Annotated in this window: 11 protein-coding genes and 1 other annotated feature; all 11 genes read right to left on the reverse strand. The window is 48.6% G+C overall.

Translation table 11 applies throughout. The features are described 5' to 3' along the window. Window positions 1-24: 24 nt before the first annotated feature. The 11 genes from murC to ccsA all read right to left on the reverse strand — a co-directional run bounded on the left by murC (window position 25) and on the right by ccsA (window position 15,068). Window positions 25-1,404 (reverse strand): UDP-N-acetylmuramate--L-alanine ligase, encoded by a 1,380-nt coding sequence (murC, locus tag AC2TF5_RS21020; protein WP_491299072.1) that lies wholly within the window; start codon window positions 1,402-1,404, stop codon window positions 25-27. A gap of 6 nt (window positions 1,405-1,410) precedes the next feature. Continuing rightward, complete coding sequence (locus AC2TF5_RS21025; RefSeq protein WP_491299073.1) at window positions 1,411-2,787, reverse strand: bifunctional folylpolyglutamate synthase/dihydrofolate synthase; 1,377 nt, start codon at window positions 2,785-2,787, stop codon at window positions 1,411-1,413. Between the two features lie 33 nt (window positions 2,788-2,820). Continuing rightward, window positions 2,821-5,487 carry a valine--tRNA ligase gene (locus AC2TF5_RS21030; protein ID WP_491299074.1) on the reverse strand — a complete coding sequence of 889 codons (2,667 nt, stop codon included), beginning with the start codon at window positions 5,485-5,487 and terminating at the stop codon, window positions 2,821-2,823. A gap of 106 nt (window positions 5,488-5,593) precedes the next feature. Next, window positions 5,594-5,877 (reverse strand) — a binding site (T-box leader). Between the two features lie 243 nt (window positions 5,878-6,120). Next, window positions 6,121-7,521, reverse strand: coding sequence for a LysM peptidoglycan-binding domain-containing protein (locus tag AC2TF5_RS21035; protein WP_491299075.1), 1,401 nt, complete (start codon window positions 7,519-7,521; stop codon window positions 6,121-6,123). Between the two features lie 221 nt (window positions 7,522-7,742). After that, window positions 7,743-8,657 carry an RluA family pseudouridine synthase gene (locus AC2TF5_RS21040; protein WP_491299076.1) on the reverse strand — a complete coding sequence of 305 codons (915 nt, stop codon included), beginning with the start codon at window positions 8,655-8,657 and terminating at the stop codon, window positions 7,743-7,745. Then, entirely contained in the window at window positions 8,654-9,949 is a 1,296-nt protein-coding gene (gene hemL, locus AC2TF5_RS21045; protein ID WP_491299077.1) for a glutamate-1-semialdehyde 2,1-aminomutase, read from the reverse strand. The genes AC2TF5_RS21040 and hemL overlap by 4 nt, the downstream gene beginning before the upstream one ends. A gap of 38 nt (window positions 9,950-9,987) precedes the next feature. Beyond that, window positions 9,988-10,989, reverse strand: a complete 1,002-nt coding sequence (hemB, locus tag AC2TF5_RS21050) for a porphobilinogen synthase (protein WP_491299078.1) — start codon at window positions 10,987-10,989, stop codon at window positions 9,988-9,990. 71 nt (window positions 10,990-11,060) lie between these two features. Beyond that, a complete protein-coding gene (cobA, locus tag AC2TF5_RS21055; RefSeq protein ID WP_491299079.1) occupies window positions 11,061-12,623 on the reverse strand; it encodes a uroporphyrinogen-III C-methyltransferase in 1,563 nt (520 codons plus the stop codon). Between the two features lie 4 nt (window positions 12,624-12,627). Beyond that, a complete protein-coding gene (gene hemC, locus AC2TF5_RS21060) occupies window positions 12,628-13,584 on the reverse strand; it encodes a hydroxymethylbilane synthase (RefSeq protein ID WP_491299080.1) in 957 nt (318 codons plus the stop codon). A gap of 2 nt (window positions 13,585-13,586) precedes the next feature. Beyond that, complete coding sequence (locus AC2TF5_RS21065; RefSeq protein WP_491299081.1) at window positions 13,587-14,165, reverse strand: precorrin-2 dehydrogenase/sirohydrochlorin ferrochelatase family protein; 579 nt, start codon at window positions 14,163-14,165, stop codon at window positions 13,587-13,589. Window positions 14,166-14,243: 78 nt separating this feature from the next. Then, window positions 14,244-15,068, reverse strand: coding sequence for a cytochrome c biogenesis protein CcsA (gene ccsA, locus AC2TF5_RS21070; RefSeq protein ID WP_491299082.1), 825 nt, complete (start codon window positions 15,066-15,068; stop codon window positions 14,244-14,246). Between the last annotated feature and the right edge of the window lie 6 nt (window positions 15,069-15,074).

Here is a 15,074-nt window from a genome sequence, read left to right on the forward strand (position 1 = left end):
GTATAAACTCATTTGTTATTGAACTTACTTATTTTCTTTTAAGGACTCGGCCAAAGCAGCCCCAACTTTCCATATGTCTCCCGCACCCATAGTCAAGACAAGATCACCTGGTTTCACTCGTCCTTTGAGGTCATAAAGAACCTCTTCTTTGGAAGGAAGGTATCTTGCTCCTGCATTGCTGTTCTCTACAATCAATTCCACCAATCTGGCAGAGCTTACGCCTTCAATCTGCTTCTCGCCGGCCGGTGAATAAATATCCGTGATGATCACTTCATCTGCATCCTCGAAAGCACGGCTAAATGCATCAAGCAAGAAAAAGGTTCTAGAGTAACGCTGCGGCTGAAATACAGCAATGATCCGTTTTCCGGTCGCTTTTGCTGCACTAATCGTAGCTTCGATTTCAGTGGGATGATGAGCATAATCATCAATCACGAGTATATCATCCGTTTCACCCAGCACTTGAAAGCGACGCTTGGCTCCGGTAAATTTGAAGATACCTTTTACGATATCTTCAAACGGCACGCCAGCCTTTAAACAGGTTATCACTGTAGCCATCGCGTTATACACGTTATGCTTCCCCGGAACCGACAGCTCGACTGTTCCCAAAACCTGCCCCTTATGAGACATCATAAAGGAAACATGACGATCTCCAAGCACCAGATCGCTGGCCATATACTCTGCATCGGTATGAATTCCATAAGTGGTCATTTCTACACGATTCAGCTCCGGCAATATAGCCTGTATGTTCTGATCGTCCACACATACAACTGCAGTGCCATCTTCTCTGATTTGGGTCAGAAACTGCACATAAGCTGCCTTTAAACGATCAAAATCACCATCATAGTTCTCCAAGTGATCGGCTTCAATGTTTAATACAACACCAAGCCATGGGTGATATTGCAGGAATGAACCGTCACTCTCATCTGCTTCAGCTACCACATACTCGCCTTTGCCTGCCTTGGCATTCGTACCAACGTTCATAATCTCTCCGCCGATAATGAAGGTCGGATCGACTCCGCACTCTTCCATAACGAGCGCGATCATAGAAGACGTCGTCGTTTTGCCATGGGCGCCCGCTACGGCAACACCCTTGCCTTCATTGAGCAGCCTTGCAAGCATTTGAGCGCGATGAAGAACCGGGATGTTCTGCTGTTCCGCAGCTACCCGCTCCACATTATCTCTGGACAAGGCTGTCGAATATACGACCAGATCAGCTCCTTGTACCTGCTCAGCCGTATGGCCAATATATATTTTGGCGCCTTTAGCTGCCAATTTTTCTGTTAATTCCTGGGATGCCACATCAGAACCCGTGACCTTATAACCCATTTCCAGCATAACTCTTGCAATGGCGCTCATACCGTAGCCGCCAATTCCTATAAAATGAACATGTTCTGAAGTATCCAACAGTTATCACCAACCTTTTTCAGAATCGGAAAGGCCCAGGAGGTTGGAACGCACGTCGGCAATCAAATATAACGTGCCCGACACCACCCCAAGATCCTCCGCTTCCGTCCGTGACTTCAACAATTCAAGTGCGTTTTTCCAGTCTGGTTCTATGATGATTTGCAGCGTTTGTTTGGCGTATTTTCCCCTTATCTGCTCTACGATGTCTCCTAACGCCTTGGCGTCCATTTTTCTCCGAAAATCCGGTTCGGTCAGGATAAGCGTATCCACTATAGGCAGTATATGCTTCAAATACGTTTCATGATGCTTATTTGCCAGCATTCCCATCATTAAATTCAGATTCTGGTATTTATAAATGTTCGGAAGGCTATTGGCCAAAGATTCGGCCCCCTCCGGGTTATGGGCCCCGTCTACAATAATCCGGGGAGAGGAGCATACCTGCTCCAATCTTCCAGCCCACTTGGTAGCATGAAACCCCTTTTGAACATTGTCATCCTCAATAACAAAAGCCATGTAGTGACGAAGCACCTCAAGACTCATCATTGCACAGGCTGCATTCGAACATTGATGCTCACCCTGCATAGTAATGCTGATATCCAAGCTGCGGAAAGGCCCAGAGAAGTGGAACGTCTGAACCTCTTCATTGCCTCCCATCCGCTCATAAGAGAACTGCTCACCTGCCAGATACAGAGTCGAGCGATTCCGCTCAGCTGCGTCCTTCAAGACCTTAATGGCCTCAGGCTGAGTTACAGCACTGACAACAGGTACACCTGGCTTAATAATTCCCGCTTTTTCCGAGGCAATCTCTTCGACGGTCTCTCCCAAAATATCCGTATGATCCATACCAATATTGGTAATTACCGAGATGACGGGATGTACAACATTTGTCACGTCCATCCTGCCACCAAGGCCTGTTTCCCACACAACGACATCCGGAACACTGTCCACGGCATAATACAAAATGGCAAGAGCTGTAGATACCTCAAAAAACGTTGGAGAACCGAGCTCTGTTTCTGCGATTTCCTGAACGAGCGGATGCAATCGGTTTGCCAGCTTAAGCAACGTATCCTCAGATATATCTTTCCCATTAAACTGGAACCGATTAGTAAATTTCGTAATGTAAGGAGATGTAAAGGTGCCCACATCATATCCACTCTGCAGAAGAACCTCTGTCAAAAACGCACAGGTCGACCCTTTGCCATTCGTGCCTGCAACATGAATGAACTTTAGACGCCGCTGCGGATTTCCCAGCCGTTCCAGCAATGCTTGAATACGAGCCATACCCGGCCGGATACCGAATGGAATCAGTCCGTTAATCCAATCTACCGCTTCCTCATAACTTAGTAGAGGGGCTGGCAGAACAGCCCCATTATGGTTACCCATGCTTCTCACCTTCAGGTCTATATTAGTGTTATCTTAACCTCTCAGCTCTTCAATCCGGGCGATTACTTTGTTCCTCTTCTCAGAGTAATCCGCCTGTTTAGCCCGCTCTTCTTCAATCACTTTAGCCGGAGCCTTGGAAACGAAGCCTTGATTACTTAGCTTCTTCTCCACACGATCTACCTCGCTGGTCAAGTGTTGAACTTCTTTTTCAAGGCGAGCGATCTCTTGTTCAATATCGATCAGACCAGCCAGTGGGAGATACAATTCAACTCCTGTTACGATGGCTGTCATCGCTTTATCCGGGGCCTCAAGGCCAAGACCGGCTTGGTACTCTGAGGTGTTGCAGAAGCGACGGATATAATCCGCATTACGTTCAACAATGCCCAGTACGTTCGCATCTGCTGCACTGAGCATCAGCTCTATTTTTTTACTCATCGGTACGTTTACTTCAGCACGGATATTACGAACGGCACGGATAACGTCCATCAGCAGATCCATTTCAGCCTCAGCTTCTTTGTTCTCCAAGGAAGCGTCATAGGTCGGCCAAGAGGAGAGCATAACAGTCTCGCCTTCATGCGGCAAATGTTGCCAAATTTCTTCCGAAATAAATGGCATGAATGGATGAATCAGACGCATCGTACGGTCAAGAACATAGGCAAGTACAGACTGGGTCTTTTTCTTTGCAGCTTGATCCTCGCCATAAAGCGACAGCTTCGCAAACTCAATATACCAATCACACAAGTCGTCCCAGATGAAATTATAGAGCAGTCGACCTGTTTCGCCAAATTCATAGGCATCAATTAGACGCGTAATATCGCGTGAAGTTTCGTTCAGACGGTGAAGAATCCAGCGATCCGCTGTTCCTAGGTTTCCACTGATGTCGATATCGCTATGTTTAAAGCCTTCCAGATTCATTAATGCAAAGCGGGAGGCGTTCCAAATTTTGTTAGCAAAATTCCGTGCCTGTTCCACCCGTTCCCAGCGGAAACGAAGGTCTTGACCCGGCGTGCTGCTTGTCGAGATCATATAGCGCATTGCATCGGTACCATATTTCTCGATAACATCCAGCGGGTCCACCCCGTTGCCAAGTGATTTCGACATTTTCTTACCGTCGGCATCACGAACCAATCCGTGCATAAGGACATCTTTAAAAGGTTTCTCATCTGTAAATTCGAGTGCCGTAAATATCATACGAGCTACCCAGAAGTAAATGATGTCATATCCAGTAACCAGGACACTCGTCGGATAATAACGCTTGAGATCCTCGGTATCTTCCGGCCATCCCAAAGTCGAAAACGGCCAGAGCGCGGAACTGAACCAAGTATCAAGTACGTCCTCATCCTGCTTCATGTTCGTGCTTCCACATTTGGAGCAGGCTGCAACTTCATCATGAGCAACATGGATCTCTCCACATTGTCCGCAGTACCATGCCGGAATCCGATGACCCCACCACAGTTGACGTGAAATACACCAATCACGTACATTCTCAATCCACTGGAGATACGTTTTCTCGAAGCGTTCAGGTACAAAATTCACGCCTTCACCTGACTTTTGCGCTTCAATCGCTCTTTCAGCCAGAGGCTGCATCTTCACGAACCACTGGGTTGACAAATAAGGCTCTACAACAGCGCCGCTGCGCTCACTGTGACCTACTTGGTGGACGTGATCTTCAATTTTAATGAGTACACCGGACTCTTTCAAATCATTTACAATTTGTTTCCGGCACTCGCTACGGTCTAAACCTTCATATTTGCCGGCATGACTGTTCATCGTACCGGTTTCATCCATAACGGTTATTTGTGGCAGGTCATGGCGAAGACCCATTTCAAAGTCATTTGGATCATGGGCAGGCGTAATTTTCACAGCACCACTTCCGAAATCCTTCTCAACATATTCATCCGCAATAACCGTAATTTCACGTCCGATAATAGGAAGAATCAACGTTTTTCCGATCATATCTTTATATCTTTCATCTTCAGGATGAACAGCTACAGCCGTATCACCAAGCATCGTTTCCGGACGGGTAGTCGCAACCGTAATGCTGCCACTTCCATCTTTCAACGGATAGGTCAAATGATACAGATGTCCCTGAACTTCCTTATATTCAACCTCAATGTCGGATAATGCAGTACGTGCTGCAGGATCCCAGTTAATAATACGTTTGCCGCGGTAGATGAGCCCTTTGTCATAGAACTTCACAAACACTTCGCGGACAGCTTTAGACAACCCTTCATCCAGTGTGAAACGCTCTCTGGAATAGTCGAGAGAAAGACCCATTTTAGCCCATTGATCACGAATCGTATTAGCATACTGCTCTTTCCATTCCCATACCTTCTCAAGAAACTTCTCGCGTCCAAGATCATAACGAGAGATGCCCTGCTCACGCAGCTTCTGTTCTACCTTTGTTTGTGTAGCGATTCCCGCATGATCGGAGCCTGGAAGCCACAGTGCATCGTACCCCTGCATTCTTTTCACACGGATCAAAATATCTTGTAATGTGAAGTCCAAAGCATGACCGATATGAAGCATACCGGTAACATTCGGCGGCGGAATAACAATCGTATAAGGCTCTGCATCCGGACGCTGCCCAGCGTTGAAAAACCCGCCTTCTTTCCAGTAGGTATACCATTTTTGTTCTGCTGCTTTTGGATCATAAGTGGTCGGCATTTGTGCCGAGGTTTGATTGTCCTTTTGTTCCATAATTCTCGTACCTCCGTTACTTAGTCAGCATTGCCATACAGAATCGTTTTAGCCGTTTTTACTTCTAAGAACTTTTTCATTAAAAAACAAAAAAAGTCCTTCGTCCTCAAAGGACGAAAGACTGTTGTTCTCTCGCGGTACCACCTTTGTTTCGCACCGTTGGTTCATGACTGCCTAGGTACGGCAAATCCAAGCGATGCGACACTTTACACAGGTAACGGCTGCAGCCGGCATGCTCTAGCTTTTGCACAGGATCATCCATGCACTAAAGTTCAAGCAGGCAACTCCGGGGCGACTTCGGCAAGATGGTTCCTGCGGGATCTCTCAGCGCTACAATTCCGCTCTCTGAAGGCCATTTCTCTTCCTACTCTTCCCGTTCACAGTTGTTTGTAATTTGCAAATGCTCTGTATAGTATTACCATATTGTATTCCAATATGCCTGAATTGACTATAGTCAACTATAACTTGCTTATTGTTTATAGTCAATATTTCAGGAAGCTTCAACTTTATCTATCATAAGATCTAGAAGATATTCCAGCGCCTTGACCGCAAAACCAATCAGGCCACCCCAGGATAAGTCCTCGAGTAGCCTGATTGTGATCTTTCAAGAAATGTCTCTGTTCATACAAGGTATTACGGGATATACAGGACTTGGCCTTCCTCTATACTCTGTTCCGACAGCCTGTTATAAAGTAATAGCTCGCGCGGGCTCAGTTGGTACCTCTCGGCGATAGTTTCTAATGTTTCCTCACGCTGTACGATGCATAATCGAACTTTGCGGAAAGGAGTGTCTTCCTGCCGACTTCCAAGAAACAACGACTTCCACTTAACATCATCCGATGCAAGCGGTTCTGCCTGATCCTCTACCTGTTCCTCTTCCTCGCGTGCCGCAACTTCCTGTTCCTGAACGGTACGGCTTGACTGCAATAGCGAAGAAAGGCCGACGCCTGATGAACTGCCTACCGTGCTGTTTTTACTCGTAAACGCCACTTTCAGTTCTGGCTTCGCCAGAGGTTCCTCTTGAATCGGAGACTCATCGGCAAGAAATACGGTCTCCTGAACAGAAGCAACTACCGAATCTTCCTTGTCCTCGGGTGACTCATCCACCTCTTGATGTGAAGAAGCCAATACCGGTATTGAATCTTGCTCACTCTCTTCTGTAATTCCTGAAATATTGCTCGTTAGGCTCTGATCACTATTTTCCGATTGATCAACCCGTTCAAAATTCCATACATTCGGATTCGATTGCGATATGCTCTGTGCCGACTGAATGCTTGGGTCCGAAAACGGCGGTTCAGCTGGTTGAGATGGAGCAAATTCCTGTGATGGCTGCTCTCTATGTAACTCCTGCCCTGTAGCTCCATCCGCTGTATACAAGTTAACGGATCCCTGGTCGCCGAACCCAGAACCCTCCTGATGCTGCTCACTTTGGAACTCCTCAGGGCGACCGCTAGCCTGCGCGTGCAAATCAAAGCCTGTTATCTGCTCATCCTGTGCATAAACTTCCTGTACTTGAGGGGAATAAAATGGCGACGGGCCCTCCGACTGAATACTCTCATGCTGGCGTGCCGCTGTGTCATGCCCTAAACCATCTCCTGCGAATGTGTCGGGAGCATGTACCACAGTGATTTCCTCATTGTTCCAAGCACCGTCATTGGGCCCCTGAACGGCAGCTTGAATACCTTTTAGCGAGAGTACTCCTGTGATATTCAGACTTCGAGTAGACAGCAGGTCGACATCGAAATTTTCAATCTCCACTGCAATATCGTCCAGCGAAGACACCCGATTCATAGGAACGGTGATTTCCACCGGAATCCAATGTTCCAGCGGCTCGGACTCCCCCGCTTCGGTGTCTCCTCGATACAGCCCCGCCAATAGCAGATGGCCGCGAAGTGTCGCCTGCTCCTCCTGACTGATTACCTGGATATGCGGTATTAATTCAACCTCTTCCAGTTCTTCAATTCCCGGCAGATCTTCCGATAAAATAATGCGTTCGTAAATATCAAACCGCAATCCGTAGGACTGGTCGAACACGGGAATGTCCTCCTTTCGGCATATACTATCCGCGGGCTGATCCCGCGGCATGAGCCCATTTTTGTCACTCAACTTATCTATATGCCAAAATTGGGGGAGCATGACTTTTTTGCGGGCACTATCCGGAAATCACTTAACGGAACCCCTATTCACCTGTTAAATCCCTCATTGCGTAAAACAATATCCAAAACCAAAACAAAAAAGGCCGTTCAAAACGGCCTCTATCTCAGAAAAAGTTTACTTGATATTTCTTCCTTCAGCCGGAGAAGATCCTCAGGCCACGGGGCGGAGACCTCAATAATCTCTCCCGTAAACGGGTGAGAAAAGCTCAGCCGCGCCCCATGGAGCGCCTGACGGCCGAAGCTGACAGAATATCCGCCATACAGTGAATCTCCGAGAATAGCATGTCCCATATGGCTTAAATGGACGCGAATCTGATGGGTCCTCCCAGTCTCCAGGCTTAAATACAGCACACTGGCTTCTCTATACACTTCGGATTCAATCACCCGCGTCACGGCTGACTGACCGGTCAGCGATACACGCCTGCGCTGGGCATGATGCCTATCTCTGCCGATCGGCAGATCAATCACCTTCAAGTCCGGTGACACACGTCCCTGGACAATAGCCGCATAAATCCGGACAATTTCCTTCTGTCTCATCGCTTCATCGAGCTTGAGCTGGGCATACTCGTTTTTGGCATATAGCACAGGGCCCGTTGTATCTTTATCAAGGCGATGAATGTGGCGGACAGCCGCTTCCACTCCCGATACTTCGTAATAAGCAGCTACAGCGTGGTTCAATGTCGTCTCGGTTCCACGGTCATCCGGATGAACGGCCATACCGGCAGGCTTGTTCACGACGAGGCAAAAATCATCCTCGTATAGAATCTCCAGCTCGCTCCATATCGGTTCGATGCCCGCCTCCCTCGCTGGGAAAAGAGACAGCCGCAGCCGATCTCCTCTCCACTGTATGCCTTCAGTATGCTGGAGCTTTCGCAAAAGCTTCTCCGGCATTCCTACGGTTTCGAGCAGCCACTTTGCCGTAGCACCCTCACGATCAGACTGTCCAGTCAGAATTTTGCCCGGCGTCAGTTCCAGCCACTCACCGCGCCGAACCCAGTTCCCTTGGTAGCTCACAGGCTTTTAAAGGCATTGTAATTAGCTTCGATCGTCGCATCAATGTCTTCCTTCGTATGCGCCGCCGATATGAACATGCCTTCGAACTGAGATGGAGGTACGCTAACCCCCTCCTGAACCATCGCTGCAAAATAACGGCGGAACAAGTCCAGATCACTGCTCTTGGCCGTATCGAAATTGATTACCTGCTGGTCTGTAAAGAATGGGCAGACCATCGATCCAATGCGATTAATGGATAGTGGTATACCGAATTCACGAGCATTCCGTTCTAAGCCAGCCTGAAGCTGTGCTCCCCGCTCTTCTAGTTGATCATATATAGCCGGCGTCAGCAGCTTAAGCGTGGTGTAGCCGGCTGCCATGGCAAGCGGATTACCACTCAGGGTTCCTGCTTGATAAATAGGACCGGCTGGCGCTATCTGGTCCATAATCTCACGTTTACCGCCATAGGCACCCACAGGCAGACCTCCGCCAATTACTTTTCCAAGGCAAGTTAAGTCCGGCGTAACACCGAATCTTCCCTGGGCACAATGAATGTCCACACGGAAGCCAGTCATAACCTCATCAAAAATAAGCAGGCTGCCGTAATCCGTCGTTACCTTACGTAAACCTTCCAAGAACCCTTCATGTGGAGGCACAACACCCATGTTCCCTGCTACAGGCTCCACAATAACAGCCGCAATCTCGTTGCCAAAGCGTTCAAACGCCAGTTGCACCGACTCCAGGTCATTATACGGAACAGCAATCGTATTCGTTGCTACCGCTTCTGGAACACCCGGGCTATCCGGTAAACCCAGCGTTGCGATACCTGAACCCGCTTTAATAAGTAAGCTGTCAGCATGCCCATGATAAGAGCCTTCGAATTTAATAATCTTACTGCGGCCGGTGTAACCACGAGCAAGACGGATCGCACTCATCGTTGCTTCCGTCCCGGAATTCACCATCCGGACAACTTCGATTGAAGGTACACGTTCACAGACAAGTTTCGCCATCTCTGTTTCGAGCAGTGTCGGTGCTCCAAAGCTCGTGCCTTTGGTAGCCGTTTCACGCAGCGCTTCTACAACGTCAGGATGGGCATGGCCCATAATAAGCGGCCCCCATGATCCGACATAATCAATAAAGCTGTTGCCGTCAATATCATACACGCGACTTCCTTCACCGCGTTCCATATAGATCGGTGTCAACCCCACCGATTTGAATGCCCGTACCGGACTGTTGACGCCGCCTGGAATATAATGTTTCGCCTCTTCAAAGGCGACACGTGACGCTTCTTCTTTTCGCATACCTTGACTCATTTCATGCCACTCCTATCTGTCAAATGACAATACTATTTCTAACGGTTCCGGATCCAGCGAGCTGCATCTTTGGAGAAATAAGTAATAATAATGTCTGCTCCGGCTCGCTTCATTCCTGTGAGCATTTCCAACACGATTGCCTGTTCATTAATCCATCCCTGCATTGCAGCTGCTTTGACCATCGAGTATTCACCGCTGACATTATAGGCTACAAGCGGCAGATCAAACTGATCCCGAAGCAATCTCACAATATCCAGGTATGCGAGAGCCGGCTTGACCATAAGCATGTCAGCACCTTCGAGCACATCACTTTCAGCTTCACGCAGCGCTTCCCGTACATTAGCAGGATCCATCTGATATGTCTTACGGTCGCCGAACTGCGGAGCAGAATCAGCCGCTTCACGGAATGGCCCGTAAAAGGCAGAAGCATATTTAACCGAATAAGACATGATCGGAATATGCTGGAAGCCTTCTTCATCTAGCGCTGTCCGAATTGCTTGCACGAACCCGTCCATCATGTTGGAAGGAGCAATGATATCAGCACCGGCTTTTGCTTGGGAAACCGCTGTACGTGCCAGAAGTTCCAAAGATTCGTCGTTCATTACGTCTCCATGGACATGCCCGTCACGTTCAAACGTATGAACCATACCGCAATGTCCGTGATCTGTAAATTCGCAAAGGCAAGTATCGGCGATTACCAACAGATCAGGATACCATTCCTTAATAAGCCGTGTTGCTTCCTGAACGATCCCATCATCCGCAAAACCGGACGATCCCACGCTATCTTTGCTTTCAGGTATACCAAACAGCAGCACAGCCGGAATTCCAAGAGCAGCAATTTCGTTCACTTCCTCTTTCAGCGTATCCAAAGAGAAATGAAACACTCCCGGCATGGATGAAATCTCAGTCTTTACTCCGGTTCCATGGGTTACAAAGATGGGTTGCACTAAATCTTCGATGTTCAATACTGTCTCACGGACCATGTTGCGAATGCCAGCACTTTGACGCAACCGGCGGTGGCGTACAATCGGAAAACTCATGTTCAATCCCTCCAGGTTAAAAAAGTATAATGTCGAATTGTCTCATATTAAATTTATAAGTCCCTTATAAATCAATCCCGGTGGCGGCGCGGTTCGTCCTTATTCCATTCACACAAAGCATCGACCAGGCTATCGATTGTCGCTTCCTCAGCCATAATCGATACGTTCAGCCCTGCCTCCTTGGCCGTTTCGGCTGTCAGCGGACCGATGCAGGCAATAGTACTATCGCGAAGCAGCTCCAGTGGTGTGTGCGCGTCTCCACCCATCCGTTCCAGGACACGCAGCAAGTTCGTAACGGTCGAAGAACTGGTGAACGTAACGGCATGAATGCCGCCTTCCTCAAACAGTTTGAGCAGCTCGTCGTCATCCTCACCGCAAAGGATCGTTTCATATGTCTTGATGTCTGTCACATGCAGTCCCATTCGGGTCAGTTCCTCTGGAAGCCAGCTCCGGCCGAGATCTCCACGTGGAAGAAGTACTTGCTGACCTGCCTTCAACTCCGGTCCGAATGCATCCACAAGTCCTTCTGCCTGGTAGCGTTCCTTCAGCACTTCAGCAGTAATCCCACGTTCACGTAAAGCACCCGCTGTTGCAGGTCCAACCGCTGCGATTCTGGCACCTGCCAGAGCCCGTATATCCTTGCCTGACTCATTCAGGTGACGGAAGAAAAAATCCACTCCGTTCACACTTGTAAAAAACACCCAGTCATACTGATTAAGCTTATCCAGTGCTTGATGAATCTCCGACATATCCAGGCTCGAGGTTGGCATAATGGTCTCGATGACCGGGAATTCATATGGCTCCCCGCCCAAATCCTCAATCCGGCTTATAAGCTGACTAGCCTGGCTGCGAGACCGGGTCACAAGGATTCGTTTGCCAAACAAAGGCAGTTGTTCGGCCCACTTCAGATGCTCACGCTGCAGAACAACCTCACCCACGACAATAACCGCCGGAGGTTGAAAATTGGCTGCCTTTACGATTTCTTCAATATCAGCAAGCGTCCCGGTAATCGTATCCTGCTCAGCACGCGTTCCCCAGCGCACAAGAGCCACCGGGGTCTCCGGCGGCCTTCCGTGAGCAATTAATTGGCGGCTAATATATCCGATTTTGGCTACACCCATCATAAAGATCAGCGTGCCCGTTGCATTTGTTACCTTATCCCACTGGATCATCCGGTCCAGCTTATCTGGACTCTCATGCCCTGTAATGATAGACAACGAGGACGCAAGATCGCGATGGGTGACCGGAATACCTGCATATGCAGGAACACTGATCGACGATGTTATGCCTGGAACGATTTCAAAAGCGATTCCGTGGCGGTACAAAAGTTCCGCCTCTTCCCCTACCCTTCCGAAGATCGTAGGGTCACCGCCCTTGAGCCGGACAACCGTCTTTCCCGTAAGCGCCAGATCAACTAACAGTTGATTGATTTCTTCCTGTTTCATCGTATGCCTGTCAGGAAGCTTTCCAACATACACTTTCTCGGCTCCCGGCTTCATCCATCTCAGCAGACGGGGAGAGGCTAAGCGGTCATATACTACAGCATCCGCTTTTTCGATGCATTCCTTCCCCTTAATCGTAATCAGCCGCGCATCGCCAGGCCCTGCTCCAACTAAGTAAACCTTACCTATCATCCGATCATCCCCTAACTTGCGCTAGAATCTGCTCCGCTCCCTTAGCTTTCAGCTTATCTGAAACCTCTACGCCTAAAGCCTCCGGATCTGTTCCTTCAGCACTTTCCTTCAATACGAGATCTCCGTCTGGCGAACCCACCATGCCGGTTAATTGAATAATGCTCTGTCCTTCTAGGGAATGACCTGCTGGAGCCTCGGTCAGCACCGCATACGCACCTATCGGTACCTGACAGCCCCCGTTGAGCTCATTCAGATACTTACGTTCAGCGGCTACCGTCCGGGCTGTTTCTTCATCATTATAAAGGGCAAGCAGCGCCAAAAGCTCTGCATCAACTTCCCGACACTCAATGCCGAGTGCACCCTGTCCTACCGCAGGCAGACACGTCTCAATAGACAAGTACGATGTGATCCGATCCTCCCACCCCATCCGCTGAAGACCCGCTGCTGCCAGAATGATAGCCTGATATTCTCCGTTCTCCAACTTGCGAAGACGGGAGTCGATATTACCGCGAATCCATTCAAGCTGCAAATCCGGACGGTATGCCTTCAGCTGGCTGGAACGGCGAAGACTACTTGTCCCTACCTTCGCTCCTTGTGGCAGACTGTCCAAGCTGTCAGCTTCCAGTGATATGAGACAATCCCGGGGATCTTTTCTGCGCGGAACAGCTCCCGTCGTGAGGCCTTTAGGCAGAACAGAGGGCATATCCTTCATACTGTGGACGGCTATATCAATTTCGCCATCGATCATCGCCTGCTCGATTTCCTTGACGAACAGTCCCTTGCCGCCAACCTTAGACAGCGTGACATCCAGAATGCGGTCACCTTTTGTAATGATCTTTTTAACTTCAAAATCAAATTCCATTCCGTTCTCGCGGGCCAATCGTTTCAAATCATCGATAACTTGGCCTGTCTGGGTAAGCGCAAGTGCGCTTTGTCTGCTACCAACCACAATTGTACGCATACTTATTCCTCCTGATTGTGACTGATCCATTGTTGGATCTGTTCCGGACTCCACGGAGTATAACTTCCCCGCCTTATGTCCTGTAGTATATCGATTTCATGTATTTTTCGCAAAAGCTTCCGCCGTACAGAAGCCGATGACACCTCTTTCTTGACCGCGCAACGCATGGTATACAAAAACTCAAGGTACAGCTCAAATTCGTCCCCAAGCTGTTCCTCCAGTCGGTTGCATATATCCACCGCTACAAGCGGACCAGAACCGGACGTAGACACCGCGATCGTAAGCCTGCCTCTCTTCATAACAGCCGGATTGATAAAGTTACCGGATTCCCCGCTGCTTGCCACGTTAATCAATACCCCAAGCTGGCGGGCCTCTGCGGCGACCGCATCATTTACTGCCGGAACATCTGTAGCAGCATGCACCAAAAATGCTCCTTTGATGTCGCCGTCTTTGTATTCTCTACAGGTCCATTGAATCCGTCCTGAATCAACCAGTTGAAGAAGCCCCTCACTTATGTGAGGACTTATAATATGTACCAAGGCACCGGCACCCAGCAGCGTCTCAACCTTTCGCTCAGCCACCAGGCCCCCACCTATAATAATGCAAGTCTGACCCTCGCAGTTCAACATAACCGGAACATAATGAACCATATTTACTAATCACACTCCCGACCAGCGGTGAAACTCAGACCAAGCATTTAAAAAGAAATTCAACACGATAAATGCAAATCCGATCAATGCCCACACTGCGGTCTCTAACCCAGACCGGTGCTGCAAATGCCGCCGCACGAAGTAATATATATAAATGCCAAGTGCAACTGCGGTTGACAGTACCTTCAGATCCGCCAGAAGCGTCCAACGTCCCTCAGTGGCAATGGACAACACCGCAATGACCAAAGACAATATCAGCACTGGTGTACCCGTTAATAGAGCATAATATGAATATTTATCTAATATCTCAAGGCTGGGAAGTCTTCGGATTATATCGTTCCACTTCTTGTGCTTTAACTTACGGTGCAGAAACATGTACATCCCCGCAAAGACCGCTCCAACGGTTAACGCCGTAAAGCTGATGCTTGCAAGTGCGATATGCAGCATTAACAGCCCATGAACCGTCTGCCAGCTCTCCAAGGGATTATATCCTGCGGTAAGCAACAACCCATTAAGGAACATAACGCAAAAACCGATTATATTCATAAGAAGTGCAGCAAATTCCGCCCGCCTCGTAAAAATAATGGCAATGGATGTCACTGTTACACTGAACGAACTGAGCAGCAAAAAATCAAAAGAAGTAAAAACGGGGAATGTTCCTGTTTCCCCTACCCGTATTCCAATGGCACCACACTGAAAAAGAGCTGCAACAACAAGAAGCCCTGTGCCTATCCGCTTCGCTGCCCGATTGCGTTTCACGCAATCCGAGATATAAAACAGAAGGCTCAGGGCATAGATACAAATGCCAGCATCATAGATTAGGTTTAAAAACATGAGTTA

The sequence above is a fragment of the Paenibacillus sp. JNUCC 34 genome, from assembly GCF_058269055.1.